The sequence below is a fragment of the Ravibacter arvi genome, assembly GCF_039540405.1.
Lineage (GTDB): Bacteria > Bacteroidota > Bacteroidia > Cytophagales > Spirosomataceae > Ravibacter > Ravibacter arvi.
This window is the reverse complement of the sequence record NZ_BAABEY010000018.1, coordinates 1-21,255: the sequence shown is the minus strand read 5'-3', so window position 1 is coordinate 21,255 and position 21,255 is coordinate 1. Positions and strand designations below refer to the sequence as shown.

The 21,255-nt window shown below is 53.6% G+C and carries 17 protein-coding genes; 11 read left to right on the top strand and 6 right to left on the bottom strand.

Annotation, left to right across the window (positions count from 1 at the left end; all coding sequences use genetic code 11):
* The first annotated feature begins 307 nt into the window (after window positions 1-307).
* Window positions 308-1,471: an AI-2E family transporter gene (locus ABD852_RS08475; RefSeq protein ID WP_345027863.1), complete on the top strand. Its 1,164-nt coding sequence runs from the start codon at window positions 308-310 to the stop codon at window positions 1,469-1,471.
* A 42-nt stretch (window positions 1,472-1,513) separates the two neighbouring features.
* Here the strand turns inward: ABD852_RS08475 and ABD852_RS08470 are convergent, their stop codons facing one another.
* Together ABD852_RS08470 and ABD852_RS08465 are read right to left on the bottom strand one after the other, a co-directional pair.
* The gene (locus tag ABD852_RS08470) at window positions 1,514-1,660 is read right to left on the bottom strand and encodes a hypothetical protein (RefSeq protein ID WP_345027860.1); all 147 of its coding nucleotides are present in this window, start codon (window positions 1,658-1,660) and stop codon (window positions 1,514-1,516) included.
* A 196-nt stretch (window positions 1,661-1,856) separates the two neighbouring features.
* Window positions 1,857-2,096 (bottom strand): hypothetical protein, encoded by a 240-nt coding sequence (locus ABD852_RS08465; protein ID WP_345027858.1) that lies wholly within the window; start codon window positions 2,094-2,096, stop codon window positions 1,857-1,859.
* A 244-nt stretch (window positions 2,097-2,340) separates the two neighbouring features.
* Between ABD852_RS08465 and ABD852_RS08460 the strand changes: the two genes are divergently transcribed.
* From ABD852_RS08460 to ABD852_RS08420, 9 genes are all read left to right on the top strand, one after another.
* Window positions 2,341-2,892, top strand: a complete 552-nt coding sequence (locus tag ABD852_RS08460) for an RNA polymerase sigma factor (protein WP_345027857.1) — start codon at window positions 2,341-2,343, stop codon at window positions 2,890-2,892.
* 31 nt (window positions 2,893-2,923) lie between these two features.
* Complete coding sequence (locus ABD852_RS08455; RefSeq protein WP_345027856.1) at window positions 2,924-3,937, top strand: FecR family protein; 1,014 nt, start codon at window positions 2,924-2,926, stop codon at window positions 3,935-3,937.
* 205 nt (window positions 3,938-4,142) lie between these two features.
* Complete coding sequence (locus tag ABD852_RS08450; protein ID WP_345027855.1) at window positions 4,143-7,589, top strand: SusC/RagA family TonB-linked outer membrane protein; 3,447 nt, start codon at window positions 4,143-4,145, stop codon at window positions 7,587-7,589.
* A gap of 107 nt (window positions 7,590-7,696) precedes the next feature.
* Window positions 7,697-9,133, top strand: a complete 1,437-nt coding sequence (locus ABD852_RS08445) for a RagB/SusD family nutrient uptake outer membrane protein (RefSeq protein ID WP_345027852.1) — start codon at window positions 7,697-7,699, stop codon at window positions 9,131-9,133.
* A gap of 92 nt (window positions 9,134-9,225) precedes the next feature.
* Window positions 9,226-10,512 (top strand): glycosyl hydrolase family 28 protein, encoded by a 1,287-nt coding sequence (locus ABD852_RS08440; protein WP_345027849.1) that lies wholly within the window; start codon window positions 9,226-9,228, stop codon window positions 10,510-10,512.
* Between the two features lie 22 nt (window positions 10,513-10,534).
* The gene (locus tag ABD852_RS08435) at window positions 10,535-11,818 is read left to right on the top strand and encodes a glycosyl hydrolase family 28 protein (RefSeq protein ID WP_345027848.1); all 1,284 of its coding nucleotides are present in this window, start codon (window positions 10,535-10,537) and stop codon (window positions 11,816-11,818) included.
* Window positions 11,819-11,829: 11 nt separating this feature from the next.
* Entirely contained in the window at window positions 11,830-12,588 is a 759-nt protein-coding gene (locus ABD852_RS08430; protein WP_345027846.1) for an SDR family NAD(P)-dependent oxidoreductase, read from the top strand.
* Between the two features lie 39 nt (window positions 12,589-12,627).
* On the top strand, window positions 12,628-13,845 hold the full coding sequence (locus ABD852_RS08425) for a mandelate racemase/muconate lactonizing enzyme family protein (protein WP_345027844.1): 1,218 nt from the start codon (window positions 12,628-12,630) through the stop codon (window positions 13,843-13,845).
* 38 nt (window positions 13,846-13,883) lie between these two features.
* Window positions 13,884-15,242 (top strand): sugar porter family MFS transporter, encoded by a 1,359-nt coding sequence (locus ABD852_RS08420; protein WP_345027843.1) that lies wholly within the window; start codon window positions 13,884-13,886, stop codon window positions 15,240-15,242.
* 18 nt (window positions 15,243-15,260) lie between these two features.
* Here the strand turns inward: ABD852_RS08420 and ABD852_RS08415 are convergent, their stop codons facing one another.
* From ABD852_RS08415 to ABD852_RS08400, 4 genes are all read right to left on the bottom strand, one after another.
* Window positions 15,261-16,841, bottom strand: a complete 1,581-nt coding sequence (locus tag ABD852_RS08415; protein WP_345027842.1) for an ATP-dependent DNA ligase — start codon at window positions 16,839-16,841, stop codon at window positions 15,261-15,263.
* Entirely contained in the window at window positions 16,838-17,866 is a 1,029-nt protein-coding gene (locus tag ABD852_RS08410; protein ID WP_345027841.1) for a ligase-associated DNA damage response exonuclease, read from the bottom strand. The genes ABD852_RS08415 and ABD852_RS08410 overlap by 4 nt, the downstream gene beginning before the upstream one ends.
* A gap of 50 nt (window positions 17,867-17,916) precedes the next feature.
* Entirely contained in the window at window positions 17,917-18,864 is a 948-nt protein-coding gene (locus ABD852_RS08405) for an NAD-dependent epimerase/dehydratase family protein (RefSeq protein ID WP_345027840.1), read from the bottom strand.
* Between the two features lie 173 nt (window positions 18,865-19,037).
* Window positions 19,038-19,862, bottom strand: coding sequence for a helix-turn-helix domain-containing protein (locus ABD852_RS08400; protein ID WP_345027839.1), 825 nt, complete (start codon window positions 19,860-19,862; stop codon window positions 19,038-19,040).
* Between the two features lie 124 nt (window positions 19,863-19,986).
* On the opposite strand from ABD852_RS08400, the gene ABD852_RS08395 reads away from it, so the two are divergent.
* The gene (locus tag ABD852_RS08395) at window positions 19,987-21,120 is read left to right on the top strand and encodes an MBL fold metallo-hydrolase (protein ID WP_345027836.1); all 1,134 of its coding nucleotides are present in this window, start codon (window positions 19,987-19,989) and stop codon (window positions 21,118-21,120) included.
* Window positions 21,121-21,255: the final 135 nt, after the last annotated feature.

Here is a 21,255-nt window from a genome sequence, read left to right as displayed (position 1 = left end):
GGCAATAATCCAATCAATTCGCAACTATATATTATTTTCAACTAACCGGTCTCCCCGTCCAAAAACTACAAATCTCTAAAAAAGTACTTTTAAATTCGACGCATTCTTACTTCCGGCGCGAATAATGTTGTATGTTTAACCAAAGCCACAACTGATACACTATGAAACCGTTGTTCTGTGCTTACCATACGGACCACCTTACGCATTCGCCGGTCTGCCACAAGTAAAAAACAAACTTCGGATTAATGAATTGCCTGACGCTCATGAAACAACGCATACGCCAGCCGATCAACAAAAATCATTTCATATGAAAGACACTGCCCAAAACACGCCAGAAAAAGAAAACAAGCCGCCGTACTCCAGACAGTTGGCCTATTCCCTGTTAAGCCTGGCTTTGATTGTTGCGCTCCTGTACACCTTGCAGAGCGTACTGGTACCCCTGATGTTCTCCATACTGATTGCCATTTCTCTCTTCCCGGTCTGTCGCTTCCTAGAGAACCTGCGGCTTAGCCGGCTTTCAGCCTCTCTGTTGTCTGTATTTTTTGCCGCCATATTGCTCGGCGGGCTTATCTGGTTCCTGGTACACCAGGTGATCGTAATCAATTCGGACGCCGCAGCTATCCAAACCAAATTCATGCGGATATTCGACGAGATTCAGCAATGGGTATCCACACGATTCGGGATCGATCAAAGCCAGGTAACCGACCGCCTGAAAGAAGCCCTGAACAAAGGCATTTCAAACGCAGGTACTTATCTGACGACCGCTTTCAATTCAGTCGGCGGCATCCTGGCCGGGGTCATAATCGTACCTTTGTTTACCTTTTTCCTGCTGTATTACCGCGATTTTTTCAGGGATTTCTTCTTTCTCGCCTTCGAGTCGACACCCAATGAAACCATTCATGAGGTGCTCAACAAAATATACTACGCGGTGCAAAGCTACCTGCTCGGCCTGGTAACGGTAATGGGCATCGTGGCGGTTCTCAATACGGTCGGGCTATGGTTCCTGGGTATCCAGTACGCTTGGTTCTTCGGGATTTTTGCCTCGCTGCTCATGCTGCTTCCCTACATCGGCATCGCCATCGGTTCCATATTACCGGCGATATTCGCACTGGCTACAAAAGACAGTGCGTGGTACGCAGTGGGCGTAATCGGGTGGTTCCAGGTGGTCCAGTTCCTGGAGGGGAATATTATTACGCCCAATATCGTCGGCAGCAAAGTGAGCATCAATCCCCTGATGGCCGTAATCGCCCTATTGCTGGGCGGGATGCTTTTCGGGCTGGCCGGTCTGATACTGGCATTGCCGATTACGGCGGTGCTAAAAGTTTTCTTCGACGCAATCCCGTCCATGAAACCCTATGGATTCCTGATCGGAGAACCCGAAAGCTACCACCTGAAGCGACAGGCCGGCATGATTATTCTGAAACGATGGAAATTGAAGGATAAGATCGCCGAAAAGGAAGGTAAGAAGTAGTCGTTGGGAAGGAGTTGTTGAGAGGGAGATTCCTCGGCTTCGCTACCATTGACAACAACAGGTTTGGAGCCGCTCCAACCGGACGGTCATCCCGACCGCAGTGGAGGGATCTCCCGCTCCCAGTACCAAATCCATTTCAGAGGGCTTTTTAGTACCAACAGGAGATCCTTCAGTTCCACTGCGTTCCATTCAGGATGACCATCCGGAAGATGCGCTACCATTGACAACAACAGGTTTGGAGCCGCTCCAACCGGAGGGTCATCCCGACCGCAGTGGAGGGATCTCCCGCTCCCCGTACCCAATCCCTTTCAGAGGACTTTTTATAGCAACAGGAGATCCTTCAGTTCCACTGCGTTCCATTCAGGATGACCATCCGGCAGATGCGCTACCATTGACAACAACAGGTTTGGTGCCGCTCCAACCGGACGGTCATCCCGACCGCAGTGGAGGGATCTCCCGCTCCCAGTACCCAATCCCTTTCAGAGGGCTTTTTTATAGCAACAGGAGATCCTTCGACTCCGCTGCGCTCCGCTTCAGGATGACCGTCCGGGTGGTAGCCTCCGGCAACCATTGACTTCCATTGACAACATCTATTTGTTATCCCTGCTACAAGGTGTTTTCGCAAAAAACTACTTTCTCAGGATGACCATCCGGATGGTACAAAATGACGGGGCCACGAATGCACGAATGAAAATAATTTATTCGTGTATTCGTGGCTCACTCCTAAACACATACAACTAACAACCAACCAGTTACCCCAAACCCCAAAAATCTCCGCCAGGTAAAGATCAAAAAAATATGAATTTATTTTTACGGTTTTAAGACCTTTCTGCAACCTATAGGAAAAAGCAGGACAAATAGCGCGGACTATGTACCAGAACGACGTACCGGACGAAAGGTTATTGGCTTTGCTGAAGGAGGATGATCCGGATGCCTTTGAAACGATTTACCATCGTTACTGGCGCCAGTTGTATGCTTTTGTTTACCAACAGGTAGGCGGTAAGGAAGATGCCAGCGAAATTATCCAGGAATTGATGCTGAGCCTCTGGAAAAACCGCATGACCTCGGACATTCTTCACCTGCGGTCGTTCCTGTTTATCGCGGCCCGGAACCAGGTGAACATGCATTTCCGCCGGGAAATCAACCTGAAAAAGTACCGCGAATACCAGCTCATGCAGGAGGTATTCGAAAGTACGGACGACATTGTTACCGAGAAACAGCTTTCGGAAGCAATCGAAAGGGCGTTGGAAAGACTACCCGAAAAGACGGCCAATATTTTCAGAAGAAACAAGCTCGACGATGTGTCGGTGAAGAAAATCGCCACCGAAATGGGACTTTCCGACCGCGCAGTGGAGTACCACCTGACCAAGTCTATGCGGGCTGTGAGAAAGCACTTGCAGAAGTTCCTTCACGATAACTGATTCAAGAGATTACTAAATAATTGTTTCCTACATGACCAGGGGGGAGTTTGAAAAACTTACGGAAAGATACAGAACGGGTAAATGTTCTCCCGAAGAAATCGCTTTTGTGGAAAGATGGGTTGAGATGAACGGGAGGCTCCACGATGCAGACCTGGTGTTCGACAGCGAAAACGAGGCCGAGAAAACCGGCGCCGAAATATGGAAAAACATCAGGAAACAAACGGAAGAGCCCAAACAAAGGCGCTTCCGCGTCTCCAGGTGGATAAACGCGGCCGGAGTAGCAGCGGCTTGTGTAGCATGCGTGGTATTAATTTGGAATTCAGGACATTTTACTAAAAAAAACGGGCAGACAGAACCCGACATGGTCGGCGTGGAAACCATGAACGCCTCTCAGAACCAGCAACGTATCGTTTTACCCGATAGCAGTGTGGTTACACTGGCCCAGGGCGCAGGTATTGTAACAAGCGAACGATACGGTGAGGGTACACGGACCGTCCGGCTGACCGGCGAAGCTTTTTTTGAAGTAAGGCCCAACCGGAAGGTGCCCTTCCTGGTATACAGCGGCGACCTGGTGACCGAAGTCCTGGGTACCAGCTTTGCAATCAGACCCGAAACCGGCAAAAAAACAATCGAAGTCTCGGTTGTAACCGGCAAAGTGTCGGTTTACAGCAGCGAGAAAGACCGGAACCAGCGCCGGAGCGGCGTGATCATTACGCCCAATCAGAAGGTGGTATACGACGTTGAAAAGAAAACAATAAGAGAAGACATCGTGGACCACCCGAAAATGGTAAAGGAAACCCCGGAATTGTCGTTCAATTTCGACGAGGTAGTTCTACGGGAGGTGCTGTCAACCCTGCAGCAGGCCTATGAAACTGAAATCGTTGTCGGCAACCCGGAACTGAACGAGTGTGTGTTTACAGGCAACCTGAGCGGCTATGGCTTGTTCAAACAGCTTGATTACGTCTGTGACGTGCTCGGCGCCAATTATGAAATCAGGGGGACTACCATTTTCCTGAATGGCGAAGCATGCGGCAGTTCCCGCTAAAGCCCCCCAAATTATTGCCCTTAATCTTAAATCCTTAACCTGATGAAAGTGTAATCTCCCCCCAACAAAAAAGCCGGCAATGCTTATGCACATTACCGGCCGTCAGTACCGGCTCAAACTGCAATTTGAGATTTGCACCGGCTCCCGGAGGAGCGGTGTGGTACCCCTGTTTTAGAGTCTTCCAACCGTAAAACTTTACGAATCTATGAACAAAAAGTTACATGTCCCTTTGTGGATTTGGAATATGATGAAAATCTCAACCGCGCAACTGCTCCTGTTTGCCCTTTTCTGCGGAGTTGCCTTCGCAAACGAGAGCAACGGGCAGGCAGTGCTCGAAAAAAGAGTAACCGTTCACGCCGTGGGGGTGCCGTTCAAAAAGGTGCTCTCTCTCATTGAAGCACAGGCCAATGTACGGTTTATCTACAGCCCCAATGCCATTGACGTACGTCGGAAAGTACGTGTATATGCCGAAAACGAGAAACTGGAAGTCGTACTAAAAACGCTTCTGAACCCCTACTCTATTGAATTCGCGGTCTCTGACGACCGGATGATCGCGCTCAAACCGGTGATACCTGCCGGATTCCGGAAAACAATGTCGGTAGGCGGCGCCGAAGAAATAACAGGTATAGCCGTAACCGGAAAGGTTACCGATGAGAAGGGCGAAGGAATGCCCGGGGTGAGCATCTTGCTGAAAGGAACACAGCAGGGGTTAATCACCGGCGTCGACGGTGACTTTTCGATAGAAGTGCCGGACGGAAATGCAGTGCTGGTGTTCTCGTTCGTAGGCTACCTGTCGCAGGAAATTACAGTAGGCAACCAATCGACAATCAACGTACGACTGGCGGTGGACGAAAAATCCCTCGACGAGGTGATTGTGGTCGGCTACGGTGAACAGTCCAAAAAGAAACTCTCGACCTCTATCAGCAAGGTTTCCGCGAAAGACATCGGGAATCTCCCTGTAGCGCTTCCCGGCGACGCCCTGGCCGGACTTGCCGCCGGTGTACAGGTGCAGGCAGGTGCGGGCGATGTGCCGGGTACAGCGCCCACCATCCGGATCCGGGGAATCGGGTCGCTTGGCGCATCCAACCAACCGCTCTATGTCATTGATGGCTACCCGTTGAATGCTACCGAATTTTCGCGCCTCAACCTGTCGGACATCGAATCGATTGAAATTCTGAAAGATGCTGCCTCGGCAGCTATTTATGGTTCACGCGCCGCCAACGGCGTTGTGCTCGTCACCACGAAAAGAGGCCAGGAAGGAAAAACAACTTTCAATATCAATGCCTACACCGGGATTCAGCAGGCCGCCAAGCGGATCGAGATGATGAACAAGGAGGAGTACCTGCAGTACGTAAAAGACGCACGGGGCGCTACCAACCAGCCCTACCCGGATGCTTACAACAACCCCGGTCAATTGCCGGACACCGACTGGCAGGATGTCATTCTCAGAACCGCCCCTATGTCCAAAATTGAGCTTAGTGCGCGCGGCGGGTCGGAAAAGGTTCGTTTTTCGCTCTCGGGAAGCTACCTCAACCAGAAAGGAACCATGATCGGCACCGACTATGAGCTGGTGACCCTCCGGGGAAATATAGACGCGAACATCAGCCGGAACCTCACTTTGGGGGCCGGATTTGCGCCTTCTTTTACCACCCGCGACAATATGCCCACGCCCCGCGCCCCGGCAAACTGGAGCTACAGCCCCATTTATGCCGCCATGCTGATGCCGCCGGTGGTAGATGTACGGCTGCCGAACGGTGACTACGGACAAAATAACGTGCTGCCGCATACCCAATACGGGTTTTCGGAAATAGGGGTACATAACCCGTTGGCAGTTGTGGAATTGTACCAGAACCGGGACCGGCGTTTTGCCATGCAGAACAATCTTTTCCTGGAGTGGGAATTTCTGAAAGGCGTGAAATTTAAAACACAGGGAGGCGCATCCTGGTCCAGCAACGGCAATGAAATGTATGTGCCGTCCACCATAGCCAGCCCGGCTTCGCCGCTCGCCAATTTGTCCAACCCGCTTCTGACCGGGATTGCCGCCAGCGCCTCAAACGGCCGCGGACTTGACTGGATCTGGGAGAACAGCCTGGCCTATTCCGGCAGGATCGGCACTGCGCACAACCTGAGCGCGATGCTGCTGTATTCCATGCAGAAATACACCGGGTTTACCACCTCCAGCACCGGGCGGGTCGGCACGTTTACCAATGACCTCGTCCGGAATCCCACGGCCTCTTCCAACCAGGCCGGTTCGGTCAGCTATGACGCCAACGCTTTCCTTTCCTATGCCGCCAGGATTACCTACGACTACAAGGACAAATACCTGTTTTCCGGCTCTGTCCGGACCGATGGTTCATCCCGTTTCGGACCAAACAACCGTTTCGGTGTTTTCCAGTCTTACTCCCTGGGATGGCGCGTGTCAGAAGAATCGTTTATGAAAGACCAGCACATTTTCGACGAGTTGAAAATACGGGCCAGCTACGGCGAAACCGGTAATGCCAACATCGGTGATTTTACCTGGATCAGCGGGCTAACCCCCACCCACTATGCCTTCGGCGGGCAGCGCTTTGCGGGTGTAAGCCCGTCTGGCTTTATGAACCGGGATCTTACCTGGGAAAAGAGCAAGCAGGTCAACCTGGGGCTCGATGCAGCATTTCTGAAAAACCGCATCCAGCTGACGGTAGACTTATACCAGAAAAATACGCACGGCATGCTCTTTTCCAAGGAACTGCCGGGGATCGTAGGGTATGCGACCTCCTTTCAAACCAATATCGGGGAGATCCGTAACAGGGGGATTGAAATTGACCTGAATACCGAGAATACCACCGGGATGCTGAAATGGTCCACCGGTCTGAATGTCAGCTACAACGCTACCGAAGTGCTTGACCTCGGCGGAAGGAGCTCTCTGAATACGTTCGAAGGAACGCCCGGTTGGCCCAACGTGTATAAAATTGAAGTCGGACAGCCGCTTGGGAATTTCTACGGTTTCAAAATAGACGGGGTAATCAAAAACGAACAGCAATTGACCTCAAATGCGCAATGGCCCGGCTCGGGCGTCGGTGACTACCAGATCAGGGACGTCAACGGCGACGGCGTAATCAACGAAGGCGACCGCACCCTTCTTGGAAACGGCTTCCCCCGCCTCCTTTTCGGCCTTACCAACAACCTCCGCTACGGGAATTTCGACCTCAGCATCATTGCCCAGGGAGTAGCCAAGAACAGTATCATCAACGGCGCAAGCCGCCACACCGAACTCTGGGCCGGCCGGTTCAACACGGTGAAAGAAATGGTCAACAACTATTTTGACCCCGCTAACCCGGACCGCGATGTGAAATATGCCCGCGTTGGCCTGACACGCGCAGGCTTCGGAACCGCCGGTAACCTTCACTCGTATGCGGTTTATAGCGGTGCTTTCCTGAGACTGAGAAATGTTACGCTGGGCTATACCCTACCGGCCGGGCTCCAGGAAAAATGGGGGATCAATGCGACACGCATTTATGTGACCGGGCAAAACCTGCTGACCTTTACGAAGTACCCAGGTCTCAACCCGGAACCCAGCCAGTACGGAGAAACAGTCTACCAGCCCGGCTCAGACCAGGGAACTTACCCGGTAAACAGGTCCTTCATGATAGGTGTGAATATCTCGTTCTAAAACAGATGAGCCGTCGGAAATCGGATATCAGAAATCGGCCGGGCCGCATACACCGTAGCCTGCGCAGCTGATTACTGATTTCTGACAGCTGATAACCTCTTACACAGATGAAAAAAATAATCAATCTCGGCTTATTAGGAACGATGGTCATGGCGCTGTTTGCCTCATGTTCGGATTTCCTGGATATTGAATCTCCTACCACGGTCAGGACCGACGCCTATTTTAAAAGCACCAGCGATTTTACGTCTGCGGTCAGCGGGGTATACAACGGCTTGCGCAGTTATTACGGAAACTTTTACGAGGTAGCTGAACTTCCCTCGGACAATGCGCAGATAAACGGTTATAACCTGGGTGTGGCGCCCTTGGACCAGTTAACCTGGATTACCTCCACCGCGTCCATCCAAAACCGCTGGACCATTTCGTATGCCCTCGTCGCCCGGGCCAACGTGGTAGAGGCGCGGCTAACCAATTTCGAGATGGAAAAAGCGCTGAAAGACCAATACCTCGGCGAAGTACGGTTTATCCGGGCGCTGATGTATTTCAACCTGGTACAGTTTTTCGGCGATGTGCCCCTTGTTGTCAAAGAAATTACAAGCGAAAACGAGGCCTATTCCTACAAAAGATCGCCGGTGGCCGAAATTTACGCCCAGGTTGAACGCGACCTCCTGTCGGCTGTCGAACTCCTCCCCGACGCCTATAATGCGGCAAATGCCGGGCGAATTACAAAAGGAGCTGCGCGCAGCCTCCTGGGGAAGGTTTACGTCACCAATAAACAGTTCGACAAAGCGGTGCCCGTTCTGAAATCGGTGGTCGCTTCCGATCAATACAAGCTGCTGCCGCAATACGCCAGTGTTTTTGACATAGCCAACAAAAACAACGCGGAAATGGTGTTTGCCGTGCAATACCTGGGCGGAACCGGCTTTAGTGAAGGAAGCAATTTTTCAATCCTGTTTGCTCCTTTCGGTTCGGGCACGGAAATTACGAGCGGGGGAATCCCGGCCAGCGCCAATGGGGGCACGCTTGATCTGTTCAACGCCTTTGAAGCCGGTGACCTTCGCAAACCGGTGTCCATTGCTTTCTGGCCCACCACAGATTCCCTGTACTACACCAGGAAATTCCTCGACAAGCCTGTAGCAAGCAACGAAGGTAAAAATGACTGGCCGGTGATCCGTTACTCAGACGTATTGTTACTTTTGTCGGAAGCCTATAACGAAACCGGAACCGTCTCTGATGCGCTCCCCCTGATCAATGCAGTCAGGAAAAGGGCCGGGCTGGCCAACCTGAGCGGGTTAGACCAGGCCGCACTCCGGTCCGCCATCCAGCACGAACGCCGGGTTGAACTTTGTTTCGAGGGGCACCGCTGGTTTGACCTCCTCAGAACCGGAACCATGCTGAGCACCATGCGTGCTTACAAAGAGAAGTACATCAAATACGGCGGTTACCTCGTACCAAATTATGAAGTAACCGACGCCAAAGTACGTTTCCCGGTACCCTTCCGGGAGCTGAGCCTCAACCCGGAACTGGGCCAGAACGACGGGTATTAGTTTTTTAGCGGTGAGGTTTGAGGGGTGGGGCGTGAGTATCCAACTCGCCCTCCCCTCACACCCCACCCCTCAAACCTCAAACCTCAAAAAAAATGCAAAAAATATGGTGGACGGTATTTACCGTCTTGTTTTCCTGGGGGATGGTCAAGGGGGGCGAAAGCAGCGAATCTCTGGAAATTACGCCGAATGCCTTTCAGGGAACCGATACGCAGCGCATCCGGCAAGCGGTTGAAAAAGCTTCGCGAACTACCCATATTATCAGGATTCCGGCAGAAAATGCCAACGGCTCCTCCGTCTGGATGATCGACGACGCAATTTTACTGCCCAGCAACATCCGGGTAATCCTGGATAACTGCACGCTGCAGCTTTCCGATCAATCCCGCGACAACATGTTCAGAAGCGACAATGTCGGGGACGGCATTGAAAACCCGGGCTGGAACCGGGATATTCACCTGGTAGGTATGGGGCGGGTCATTTTGCGCGGCGCGGCCAACCCGCGTTCTACCGGCGATGGGGCACGCAAGCTCACGCTTGACCCCGTAGCGTCGCAAAAAAAAGGGATCGGGCGGGTGAGCTATGGCAGCGATGCGGCTTTCCCGGACCGCAAACAAACCGGCGACTGGCGCAACATCATGGTCCTGATCGCAAAAGTGGACGGTTTTTCGTTAACCAACGTGAGAATCGAACATTCGCATGCCTGGGCAGTGAGCTTTGAAAGAACGCTGAATGCCCGTATCTCAGACATCCAGATTCACAACCCTGAAGAAATCGCCATCGGCAACCGCAAAGTAAAAGTCTATAACAAAGACGGGATCAACCTACGCCAGGGCTGCAAGTATTTCCGCATTAACAACATTGACGGTATTAACGGCGATGACCTCGTTGCCTTGTCTAGCCTGGACGTACAACCCGCACTTACCCGCGTCAACGGGACGTTATTCTCAACCATGGTCACGCGCTCCGGATGGTACGGCCCCGAGGACGACATTGAGCAGGTCTTCATCACCAATTGCCAGACCAATTACACCGGCGTGGCCATTCGTGCCAGCGACAGCGCCAGCGTTCACCATGTGTATGTCAACGGCGTGATCACCAAAGCGAGGCCCGACACCCCGCCACCCTATGGCGGAAGCCCCTATACCCTGCTCGTCGGCGGAAAAGGTTATGGCGCGCCCTCCCAGCCGGGTAAAATCAACAATATCTATGCCTTTAACCTCATGGGTGACGGAAAAAACCTGGTACTTATTGAGGCGCCGGTTGAAAATTGCAGGTTTGTAAATGGAATTTATACAGGCATTGCACCACAGCCTGTCACTTTTAATGTGCCCGTAACGGATACCAAAGGCGTTTCAGTGGAGAACTTCATGAAAATGCCCTGAACCCGAACATCATCAAGTTATTATGAGGAAATTATTGCATGTCGTTATATTGGGAATATGCCAGGTTATCTACAGCAGCGCAATCGCTGCCACCGGACCGGCGGAAATTACACCGAACGATTTTTCCGGAAGTGATTCCCAGCGGATAAAAAAAGCCCTGGATGCCGCAAAAGGAACCACCAACCTGGTCCGGATTCCCCGGCACAATGCGAACGGCACCGCCCTCTGGAAAATAGACGAAGCCATTCTGCTACCCGGTAACATGACGGTCATGCTCGACAATTGCACGATTCAGTTATCGGATTCCTGTCGCGACAACATGTTCAGGAGCGCCAACGTTGGTATCGGTATCGAAAATCCGCGAACCATCAGCAACATACACCTCATCGGTGTCGGGCGGGTTTTGCTGAAGGGAGCAGAAAACCCGCGGTCCACCGGTGACGGCGCCCGGCAGCTTTCGCTTGACCCGGAGGCTGACCGGAAAAAAGGCAGCTGGCGGGTGAGCTATGGCAGCGATGCGGCTTTCCCGGACCGCAAACAAACCGGAGACTGGCGCAACATCATGATCCTGGTCGCCGAGGTAGACGGCTTCTCGATGACCAACGTCAGGATCGAAAATTCCCACGCCTGGGCAGTCAGTTTCGAGCGTGCCCGGAACGTAGAACTGGAACAGATTTACCTTCACAACCCGGAGGAAATTACGATCGGGAACCGTAAAGTGAAAGTGTTCAACAAAGACGGCATCGATCTGCGGCAGGGATGCAAGAACTTCCGGATTAATAACATTCACGGGTTTACCGGCGACGATTTTATTGCGTTGTCCAGTCTCGATGTGAAGCCCGCGCTCACACGGAAAAGCGGCAGCCTGAATTCAACCATGGTCACCAAAAGCGGCTGGCACGGGCCGGAAGACGACACCGAACAGATTTTTATCTCCAATATCACCTGCGAATCCATTTGCCGGGGTATTGCCATCCGGGCAAGCGACAGCGCCAGTATCCACCATGTGTACATTTCCGGCATTGTTTCCAGGGAGACGACCGGAGTGGGCGGCAGGCACAATGCGCTGCTCATCGGCGGCAAGGGATATGGTGCGCTTTCCCAACCGGGTAAGCTGAACCACATCTACGCACAGAATATTGTCTCCACGGGGCACGCCGCCGTCATGATTGAAGCCCCCGTGGCCGACTGCCATTTCATGAACATACTTTATTCGGGCAAGGGCCCGGAGGTTATACATTACGCAATGGATAAGAAGGAAATGCGGAATGTGACCGAAACTGCCTTACAAAAAGTAGCTCCATAAGTTTCCCGGCCATGAAAAAGCACCCCAACGCACTGGTTACCGGCGGCGCCGGCGGAATAGGTTCTGCCGTATGCAGGATCCTGCACGAAAAAGGATACCGGGTTTTTGTGATGGACGTAGCAACCGCCGAAGGTCAGGCGCTTGCGGCCGGGCTGACCGGCGAAAACGGAAAAAGTGCGGCGGTATTCGTCTATGCCGACCTGGCCGACCTTCAGTCGCTGCACCAGACAGCGACTCAGCTGACGGAACAATACGGACCGTTTGAGGTACTGGTAAACAACGCGGCCATTGATACCATGGGCCCGTTGGAAACGACTACAATAGAAGAATACCTGCTTACCCAACGCATCAACGCGGAATCGGCCTATATACTGAGTCGTTCGGTTGCGCCCGGCATGAAAGCGATCGGGGGCGGGCAGATCGTCAGCATCCTGAGCATTATTCTCAGTGGCGGGTGGGAAAATCGGGCACCCTATGCCATGTCCAAAGGCGCGCTGCTGGGAATGACCCGCTCGCTTGCCCGCGAGCTTGGCCCTGATTCAATCCGCGTCAACGCGGTGAGCCCGGGCGCCATACCTACCGCTATGGAACGCAAATTCTGGAAAGACGACCGGTCGGAACTCGACGCAGCCATCCTGGCCAAACAGTCGCTTAAATTCCGGGCAGCGCCAGAAGACGTAGCCAACGCCGTTTGGTTCCTGATTTCGCCCGAAAGCCGTTTTATTACCGGCCATGAGCTCCATGTCAACGGCGGTTGGTACATGGGATAACCTGAACTTGTTTTGACAAAATCTTTACAGACAAAGACCTTGAAAATTACAAAAATCGAAACCATTTGGGAATCGCACCTGCTGGCGGTTCGGGTCCACACAGACCAGGGGATTGTCGGAAACGGGGAAACCTACTACGCACCCGAAGCGGTGGCCTCCATTCTCCACGACTGGATGTCGCAGAAATTGCTGGGTGAAGACCCGCTTGCCATTGAACGACACTGGCGTTTTTTCTACGAGCGTTTTATCAATTTCGGCGGGCGTGGGGCAGAATTAAGGGCACTGTCCGCCCTGGATCTCTGCCTCTGGGATATTCTCGGGCAATCCTGCGGCCTGCCGGTCTGGCAGCTGCTGGGCGGAAAAACCCGTCCGGCGGTACAGGCTTACAACAGCGCAGGCGGTACCAGCTACGGAATTCCGGCGCCAGGCCCGAAGGCGGGCCTGCGCGACAAGCTTTTCTGGCCCGGTCACGGGAGCATCGGCTTCGAAGGCCCGCTGGAAGACAACTGGTCGAGCGTCCATAGGCCGGCCGACTATGCCGAAGAGCTGATCCGGGAAGGGTACAAGGGAATGAAGACCTGGCTGCTGGATCCGCTCGCGCACCGGACCAACGGAAGTCTGTATGCCTCCTGGGGCGACATCAAAAAAGCCCTGGAGCCGCTTTTCCGGATCCGGGAGCGGGTGGGCTACGACATCGAAATTATGCTCGACGGCCACGGTTTCTTCCAGTGGCCGGTTGCTATGCGCATTGCGGAAGTGATGCGCGATATCAAACCGCTCTGGATGGAAGACGTGCTGCGGGTTGACAACGCGGACCAGCTTCGTAAATTCCACGAAATGGCGGGCGTACCTATTGCCGTAAGCGAGATGTTTACCACCCGGGAAGATTTTCGCCACATCCTGGAGCATCAGGCAGCGGATTACGTCATGATCGACCCCACCTGGGTAGGCGGTATTTCCGAAACGAAACGGATAACCGAAATGGCGATTCCTTATAACATCCCCGTTACCATGCATGACTGTACGGGGCCTTTCACCTTGCTGGCCGGTGTTCATGTCGGAATTGCCTGTCCGAATGTTGTTTTCCAGGAGAGCGTCCGGGCACACCTGCGCGTGGTGTACCGGAAGCTGATCGATGCACCTGTTGAGGTAGTAGACGGAGCCATTGCCGCGCCGGAAAGGGCCGGATTGGGCGCCGCCTGGTTGCCGGAACTTTTCACCCCTGAGAACCCCACCTACCGCCTGACCTCCGTGTAAAGCGGAAACCCAAACACCAGATACCTAACCTTTTCCATATGAACGAAAACCGGGAAAAACAGCGCAGACTTTTTTATGTTTACAAAATCGCGCTGGTCGCCTCGGTGGGCGGCTTTCTGTTCGGGTACGACCTTGTCATTATTTCCGGGGCACTCCTCTTCCTGGAAAAACACTTTCACCTGACGGCCGCCATGAAAGGGTTTGTGGTCAGCAGCGCGCTACTGGGCGCTATCTCGGGCCCGCTGATCGGCCTCTGGTTTGCCGACCGGATCGGCCGCCGCAAAACCATGCTTGTTGCCGCCCTCTTCTTTATGGTGTCCACCATCGGCTGTGCGCTGGCTGTTTCCGTGTGGGATTTTTGTTTCTGGCGTTTTCTGGGAGGAATCGGGATCGGGCTGGCCATGATGTCCTCGCCCATCTATATCGCCGAGCTGGCGCCGGCCGATCAGCGCGGACGACTGGTGAACGTCAACCAGCTTTCTAACGTAATCGGCATCAATATGGCCGTCATAGTCAGTTATTTCCTGTCTTTCGACGGCGATTGGCGCTGGATGTTCGGCTCGCAGGGCGTTCCTGTGCTACTGCTTATGGTCGGTCTGATGCTCATCCCGGAAAGTCCCCGCTGGCTTGTCGAAAAAGGGCGGTTGGATGAAGCGCTGCGCATCCTGACCAGGATTAACGGGAGCCGGGCCGCCGAAATCGAATTCAAGGAAATCGAGCAGGCCATTGCACAGGAAGAAGGAGGCTTCCGGGACCTGTTTAACGGCGGCAACAAACGGGCCCTGATCGTCGGCACCATTCTTATGGTACTGTCGCAGGTTAACGGTGTGAACATGATGCTGCTGTATGCGCCGACGATTCTTGCCCAGGCCGGCATAAGCGTCGGCTCCAGCGCCATCCTGAGTTCCATCCCGGTCTACCTGTTCATTTTTGTCTGCACGCTACTAGCCTTCCCGCTGATCCGGAAATACCCCCGGAAGGGCTTGTTGAACTTCAGTTTCTTCCTGATGGGCGCCGGCCATGTAGCAATGGCGGTGATCCTTTACCTGGATATGCCGCCGCTTTCTATCCTGTTCCCCATGTTACTGGCAACCGGCGCCTTTACGCTCGGCCTTGCGCCGCTTAGTTGGGTGATTGTTTCGGAAATATTCCCCAACAAAATTCGCGGCAAGGCGATGGGCGTAGTTTGCTTTTTCCTGTATGCTTCTTCATTTGCTATCGCCCAGGTTTTCCCGGTCATGAGCGAATGGTTTGAGAATACTTATGGCAATACCGCAGGCATGTATCTCATATTTACGGCCATTTGCTGGAGTGGCGTGGTGTTTTCGTGGCGAATGCTTCCTGAAACCAGCGGCGTCAGGCTGGAAGAGCTCGACAAGGTCTGGAACCGGCATTAGGCCCGGAGAGGCACTCCGTCAGACAATCAGCTTTTTGATCTCTTCTATATCGTCGATTTCATCTGCTTTTTTGTCTTTCCGCCAACGCAGGATCCGCGGAAAACGCAGCGCTACGCCCGACTTGTGCCGGCTGCTGAAACCGATTCCTTCGAAGGCGATTTCAAAAACCAGCTCCGGCTTGACCGTCCGTACGGGGCCGAATTTTTCCAGCGCGTTCTGGTTGACAAACCGGCTTACTTCCTGGATTTCCTTGTCGGTAAGGCCCGAGTAGGCTTTGGCGATCGTCACCAGGTTGTCGCCCTGCCGCACGGCGAAGGTGTAATCCGTGTAGTAGCCGCTCCTGCGCCCGCTACCCTTTTGCGCATAAACCAAAACCGCATCAATGGTCAGCGGGTCGGTTTTCCATTTCCACCAATCACCCTTTTTCCGCCCGGTATGATAGGGCGACTGCCGGTGCTTGAGCATGAGGCCTTCGCTGTTTACGCCACGCGATTCCAGGCGTAACTGTTTCAATTGTTCCCAATCCGACGGCTCAATGACCGTGGACAGGTAAAACGGTGCGGTCAGATTCCCGGCAAACAACACCTCCAGACGCTTTCTCCTGCATATCATCGGTTCCTCCCTGATGTCTTTTCCCCGGTATTCCAGCAAATCATATGCATAGACCACTACCGGCAGATCGTCCATGATCTTTTTGGTAATGGTCTTCCGGTTAAGCCGTTTCTGCAATTCGGAAAAATTCTGGACAGCGCCGTCTTTAAAGACGAGGATCTCGCCGTCCAGCACGAAATCGTCCTTCCAGCTCAGAAGCGCGTCCCGTATTTCCGGGAACTGATCGGTTACCAGTTCTTCACCCCGCGACCAGATGAAAACCTCTCCCTCGCGCCGGATAAATTGACCGCGTATACCGTCCCATTTGTATTCAGCCTGCCAGTCCGTTATCTCACCTAACTCTTCCACTTCTTTCTCCACAGCGTAGGCCAGGCAGAAAGGGTAAGGTTTAGAAAGGCTGGTGTTGGCATAATGCCCCCGGACCAGGCTTTCAAAGGCAACGGATTCCGGCCCCCAGTCACCCATGATAGCATGTGCCACAGCATTGGGGTCCAGCTCATAATGACGGGCCAGGGCGTTGATCAGCCCGGCGGACGACAGTCCTACCCGAAAGCTCCCGCCCAGTAATTTATTGAAGATGAAACGCTCCTGGTGGGGAAGCATGTGCCAGGCCCGCAAAACAAACTCTTTTTTTTCCGCATCCGGCTTCTCTCCCACTACGAGAATTTCCTCCATCCACTCGCTGAGACTCCGGTCGTCGTACCGGTCGGGTTCGGGGAGCAGCAGGGAAATGGTTTCTGCGAGGTCGCCGACCGCCGCGTAGCTTTCCCGGAACAGCCACTCAGGGATACCCGTCTGCTCCATTACCCAATCCTTCAGGAGGGTTGTACTCACTTTCCGGCGTGGCCTTTTCCCGGTAAACAGCGCCAGCAGCCATAGTTTGTCTTCGTCCGGAGCCTCCCTTAGAAACTGGTCCACAGCTTCCAGCTTGAGGCTGGTTTTGTTGGTGCTGTCCAACCGGCTGATCAATGTTCCGAAAGCTCTCACGCGTCTCCCATTTTATCGGGGGAAGTCCCGGCCGGGATCGATTCCGGCCCTTCCTCATCCCCGAATTCTGTTTTTACTTCGCCGGCCGGGATGCCGGCTTCATTCAGGTACCTGGCGAAAACCGCCGTCTGGCCGTGTGTCACATATACCTTTTCCGCTTCCGTCGCGGTTATGGTCTGCAGCAGGCCGTTCCAGTCGGCGTGGTCGCTTATGGCAAACCCGGCGTCTGCGCTGCGCCACCTGCGCGCACCGCGTACCTGCATCCAGCCTGAACAGAGCGCCTCCGCGCGGTTCGGGATTTTCTGCAACAGGTTGCTGTGAAGCAGTGAAGGCGGAACAATGACCACTGCACCGTTTAAATGCCGGACGTCTTCATAAAAATTAATTACCTTATACTCAGGGAGCGTTACACCGGCACTTTCATAGGCCTGGTTCAGGCGCCCGATGCTTGCGTGCACATGCAGCGGCGCCATGCTTTCCAGCGCCTTCATGATCCGCTGCGCTTTGCCTAGCGAATAACCGACCAGTACCGATGTTTTACCGGCGGCCTGGTTCCCTGCCACCCAGCTTCTCAAAGCCTCGTTCTGGGTTGCTACCGGCGTCCAATTGTAAATCGGGAGCCCGAATGTACTTTCGGTTACAAATTCGTGGCAGCGAATTATTTCCAATGGCGTGCTCAGGCCGTCGTCCTGCGTTTTGTAGTCTCCTGAAATCACCACCACCTTTCCGCGGTATTCCATCCTGACCTGCGCAGAACCCACGATATGGCCGGCAGGATGAAGCGAAACTTTCACGCCGTTCACCGACAAAAGCCGGCCGTACGGAACGCCTTCGACCTGTATATCCTCCCCCAAACGGCTGCGGAGAACCGGCACGGTATGGGTGTGGCAAAGGTAGCTGCCCATTCCCGGCCTGGCGTGGTCGCCGTGCCCGTGGGTAATGACTGCCCGATCAACCGGCCGCCACGGGTCGATGTAAAACCTTCCCGGCTCGCAATAAAAGCCACTATTTGTAAACGTCAGCATAGGGTTCTCTTTTAAGCGCTGCTCCTAAGATAAGGAAATGGCGGCAAGCGTCACCCCGGGTTGCCCTTTTCTTTCATGAACCATCGGGCGGTTTCCCGTATCCCCTCTTCAAATGAAACCGGTACAAATTGAAAGGCTTTTTCAAATTTTTCCGAGCTGAACCGGAAAGCGAACTCATCCTGGTAAAGCATTTCATAGGCTTCGCGCATGAAGGGGACAAACCATCCGGCAGCCTTCAGGAGCCACTTGGGAAGCACAGTAACCTTCCCCGCCGTACCCAGGCTCCCGGCAGCAATCCGTACAAACTCACGGCCTGCAGGCGCAGGCAGTACAGACGGCAGATGCCAGGTTTCGCCCCAGGTCCGGCTATCGTTTGCCAGCAGGACCATCGCTTTTGCGGCATCCGGAACATAGTTGAACGAACGGGGTACGTCCGCATTGACCGGCCACATGGCACGCCGTCCTTTTACCAGGTTGGCAAACACAAAAATACCCGGCGCGCTCTTGTCGGTCACGCCCGGCCCGTAAAAATCAACGGCCCTCACAATGGCCGCCTGGAGGCCGCCGGTCTGCATTTCCCGCTCCAGCATCCTGGCTACGCCCGCCCGGATCTCTCCTTTTTTGCTCACCGGCCGGTAGGGTGTTTCTTCGGTGATTACACCGTCCTGTTTGCCGTACATATATGCATTGTCAAAGAACATCAACCTGGCCCGGGACGCCTTACAGGCATCTACCACGTTCTGCATGATGACCGGCCAATCCCGTTTCCAGACACGGGCATCATAAGCAATTCCTACGAGGAGATATACGACGTCTGATCCTGCCACTGCCTTCATAACGGCCTCACGATCCAGCATGTCGGCCGCTACCGATTCCGCACCTGGTACCGACGGGCTGCTCCGCGAAACCAATCTGACCCGCGCACCGCTTTCCAGCAACAAAGGGTAAAGCGCCTGGGCAATGGTACCATTGCCGCCTAATAAAGTATGTAGTGCCATTTTTTAAACTTTTGTTGGGGATGGAAATCGGAAATTGGAAATCAGAAATCGGAAATTGGAATCTGCCGTGACGAAAGTGGCGGGCCGATTTCCGATTTCTGATTTCCGACCTCCCTTTTACTCTGCAAAACTACCCTTCCTGTCGCTCAATCCATTGTAAGAAAACGAAACGGTCAATCTACATTGGAAGAACAGAGAGATTCTCTGGAAGCGAGGTATCCGGTCGGCGTCAGGTTGAGGTAAAATTTAAAATCGCGGATCATCTGGCTTTGGTCATAGTAACCGTTCAAGGCCACGGTTTCGGCCCAGTCTACCGGAAGCTTTTTGCCCTCCAGGAACTTCAGCGTTTGCAGAAAACGCTTGTAGCGTGTAATTTCTTTGGCGGTATAACCCAGGTATTTTTTGTGCCGCAGCTGCACGGCCCGTTCGCTTATTTGTTCCTCGCCGGAAATCACCTTGATCGGGTTCAGATGAGCCTCGAGCTCCGACAGCGCTACAATACGCTCGCCGGAAGCCGCCCTGGGCGCCAGGTAAGGCCGCGCAAAGGCAAGGATACCAGCTACTTTTTCATCCACGCCCGGAAGCCCCGAAAGCGAGTCCGATAAATTGCGGAAAGGGGTGCCTTCGAAGGACTCGTCCGGGTTTACGGGATTCCCGCCCGGGTTAATTTCGCCAAAGAAACGGTAATAGGCATCGTGTTTGAAATTGGCGGAAAGAATTTCGCTTCCGGGGTGCATGGTATAGGCAAACGCTCTTCTCACCGGGCCAATCAGCAGGCAGCGGTCGCCGGTCATTGGCTCCCGATCGGGGATGGCTAGCGTAACGGGTGTCCCGAAACTAAAAACCATAAAGATTTCGAATGACGGGATAAAGTGCCTGGTCACCGGGCTATCACTGTCGTTCCGGGCGTAATAAAAATGCGTAAAAACTGCCTCCTCGCTTGCCGGAGGCGTGATACGCCGGCCTATGCCCCCGTCTTTCAAACGCTCCTGAGTCATTACTTCCGATGTTGAATACGTAGCTAAGGTAGCAAAAACGGGACAATTCTGTGGAGAGCAAATAAATCCCGATAGCGGGAAACTTTTTCGGGGACAATCTGCTTTTCTGTTTAGAATAATAAGAATGGCAAAATCGATTGGTACCCCCACTAAAATATCATCAGGAATCAAATGGACAGGCCTGGTTTTGGCTTTGTTCATTGGAATGATCTGCTACTACAACATGCACCCGGCATTTGGAAAACGCCCTTCCGGCGAGCGACTGGAACGGATTAAACAATCTCCTCAATATCGAGACGGAAAATTCCGCAACACCCACGTTACACCACAGCTCACAAGGCCTGTCCGCATCGCGCTGAGTGACTTCCTGTTCCACAGATCCAAGGACAATATTCCCAAAGCGCCGATTCCTGCCGAAAAGATCGACTGGGGCCGGCTTCCTGCCGATCAACCGAGCCTGGTATGGCTGGGACATTCCACCTACCTGATTCATATCGACGGAAAAAATATCCTGGTAGACCCGGTGCTCGGCGAAAGCGCATCGCCGATTCCCGGCAGCGCCCGGGCTTTTAAAGGAACCACCGTTACGACGGCAGAGGCACTGCCGGAGATAGACTACCTGTTTATTTCCCACGATCATTATGACCATATGGATTATGGAACGCTTGTAAAAATCCGGGAGAAGGTAGGCAAGGTCATCTGTAGCCTGGGCGTAGGCGCACATCTTGAATATTGGGGCTACGCGTCTGACCGGATTATTGAAAAGGACTGGTGGGACGAAGTAAACCTCGGCGACGGCTTCCGGGTCATCTTAACACCGGCGCGCCATTTTTCGGGGCGGAGCATCTGGTCTGCGAATACCTTGTGGACTTCCTATGCCCTGAAGACACCGTCGATGCACCTGTTCCTGGGCGGCGACAGCGGTTACGACACCCATTTCGCGGAAATCGGCCGCCGGTTGGGACCGTTTGACCTGGCAATCCTGGAAAACGGGCAATATGACCTGAGCTGGAAATTTATTCATATGCAGCCGGAAGAAGTTATCCAGGCCACCCGGGACCTCGGGGCAAAAGCCTTACTACCGGTACATTCCGGTAAGTTTTCATTGGCCAACCATGCCTGGTATGAGCCGCTGGAGCGGATATCGGCGCTGGGGACTCAGCACCAGGTAGCGGTACTTACGCCGGCTATAGGACATATTACCAACCTCAGCGACAAAAGTTTGCAGCTAAAACCCTGGTGGAAGCAACGGGAGTAGGATGGGGTGATTTAGCGCAGCATGGCCGTTCCGTCAGCCCGACTGAACCGTAGCGGAACAGAGGGCTGTCATCCCGACGTATCATAAGCTTCGCTTACTCCTGGATCTGGTGACATCTGAATGTACCCAAAAAAG

Bases quoted from the DNA above. Each gene is read 5' to 3' on its own strand.
- ABD852_RS08475 (WP_345027863.1), top strand. From the start codon at position 308: ATGAAAGACACTGCCCAAAACACGCCAGAAAAAGAAAACAAGCCGCCG.
- ABD852_RS08470 (WP_345027860.1), bottom strand. From the start codon at position 1,660: ATGGAACGCAGTGGAACTGAAGGATCTCCTGTTGGTACTAAAAAGCCC.
- ABD852_RS08460 (WP_345027857.1), top strand. From the start codon at position 2,341: ATGTACCAGAACGACGTACCGGACGAAAGGTTATTGGCTTTGCTGAAG.
- ABD852_RS08455 (WP_345027856.1), top strand. From the start codon at position 2,924: ATGACCAGGGGGGAGTTTGAAAAACTTACGGAAAGATACAGAACGGGT.
- ABD852_RS08450 (WP_345027855.1), top strand. From the start codon at position 4,143: ATGAACAAAAAGTTACATGTCCCTTTGTGGATTTGGAATATGATGAAA.
- ABD852_RS08445 (WP_345027852.1), top strand. From the start codon at position 7,697: ATGAAAAAAATAATCAATCTCGGCTTATTAGGAACGATGGTCATGGCG.
- ABD852_RS08440 (WP_345027849.1), top strand. From the start codon at position 9,226: ATGCAAAAAATATGGTGGACGGTATTTACCGTCTTGTTTTCCTGGGGG.
- ABD852_RS08435 (WP_345027848.1), top strand. From the start codon at position 10,535: ATGAGGAAATTATTGCATGTCGTTATATTGGGAATATGCCAGGTTATC.
- ABD852_RS08430 (WP_345027846.1), top strand. From the start codon at position 11,830: ATGAAAAAGCACCCCAACGCACTGGTTACCGGCGGCGCCGGCGGAATA.
- ABD852_RS08420 (WP_345027843.1), top strand. From the start codon at position 13,884: ATGAACGAAAACCGGGAAAAACAGCGCAGACTTTTTTATGTTTACAAA.
- ABD852_RS08410 (WP_345027841.1), bottom strand. From the start codon at position 17,866: ATGCTGACGTTTACAAATAGTGGCTTTTATTGCGAGCCGGGAAGGTTT.
- ABD852_RS08405 (WP_345027840.1), bottom strand. From the start codon at position 18,864: ATGGCACTACATACTTTATTAGGCGGCAATGGTACCATTGCCCAGGCG.
- ABD852_RS08400 (WP_345027839.1), bottom strand. From the start codon at position 19,862: ATGACTCAGGAGCGTTTGAAAGACGGGGGCATAGGCCGGCGTATCACG.
- ABD852_RS08395 (WP_345027836.1), top strand. From the start codon at position 19,987: ATGGCAAAATCGATTGGTACCCCCACTAAAATATCATCAGGAATCAAA.